This window comes from Butyricicoccus sp. AF35-5AC (genome assembly GCF_003477715.1).
In the GTDB taxonomy this organism is placed as follows: Bacteria; Bacillota; Clostridia; order Oscillospirales; family Butyricicoccaceae; genus Agathobaculum; species Agathobaculum butyriciproducens.
Window position 1 is genome coordinate 17842 of the sequence record NZ_QUDX01000019.1, and the last position, 1022, is coordinate 18863.

Sequence of the window (1022 nt, forward strand, 5' to 3'; positions counted from 1 at the left end):
GGCGGCAAGCACCTCGTACAGGTTGGCTTCATGCGCCGTTACGACCGCGGCTACCGTCAGGTCAAGGAGCTGATCGACTCCGGCAAGTTCGGTGCCCCGATGGTGATCAAGTGCACCCACCGTGCAGACGGCGTTGCCGATGACTACACCACCGCAATGGCTGTTACCGATACCGCAATCCACGAGATCGACGTTCTGCCGTGGCTGGTAAACGACGAGTGGGACGAGGTGCAGTGCATCATGCCGAAGACCAACAGCAAGGTTAAGAACGCGCTGAAGGACCCGCAGATCATGATCATGAAGACCAAGGGCGGCATCATCAACATGCTCGAGGTAAACGTAAACTGCGGCTTCGGCTACGACATCAACTGCGAGGTTGTATGTGAGAACGGCGTTGTAAACCTGCCGTGCCCGTCCTTCCCGACCGTTCGCTACGCTAACGAGGTTTCCACCAAGATCGAGGACAACTGGATCCTGCGCTTCATCGATTCTTACGATGTAGAGATTCAGGACTGGGTTGACCACGCACTCAAGGGTGAGACCGGCGGCTCCTCTGCTTGGGACGGCTACGTTGCATCCATCACCGCTGACGCTCTGGTTAAGTCCCAGACCTCCGGTGTGCCGGAGAAGGTTGTTACCGGCGGCACCCCGGACTTCTACAAGAAGTAATCCACCTCATATTTTCTATTCATTGCTACTCACTCGCAAGGGTGGCAGAGCTTCCTGCTTTACTGCCCTTGCATATCACCTTAACCACTATACCGCGTTTTACAACGCGAAATTGATACGTTAAAAGGAGTTACTGCTATGAAAATCGGTTTTAACGAAGGCTGCAACCGTTTCTGCGAAAACCACTCCGTACTCGAAGACCTCGACCTGTGCGAGAAGTACGGCTTTGACTACATCGACATCCAGTCCGAGTGCCTCGACCGCGAGATCGCTGCCGGCAAGTACACCATCGATGATCTCGGCGCATGGTTCGCTGACCCGAAGCATCACCTGAAGATGCTGTCCTACAACGC

1 protein-coding gene and 1 pseudogene are annotated in these 1022 nt (G+C 54.9%); both read left to right on the forward strand.

Annotated elements, in window-relative coordinates:
• A partial coding sequence (locus tag DWZ82_RS15765; RefSeq protein WP_243022962.1) for a Gfo/Idh/MocA family protein occupies nt 1-669 on the forward strand: 669 nt, incomplete at its 5' end.
• 138 nt (nt 670-807) lie between these two features.
• A pseudogene (locus DWZ82_RS14130) lies at nt 808-1022 on the forward strand (sugar phosphate isomerase/epimerase family protein); the annotation flags it as partial.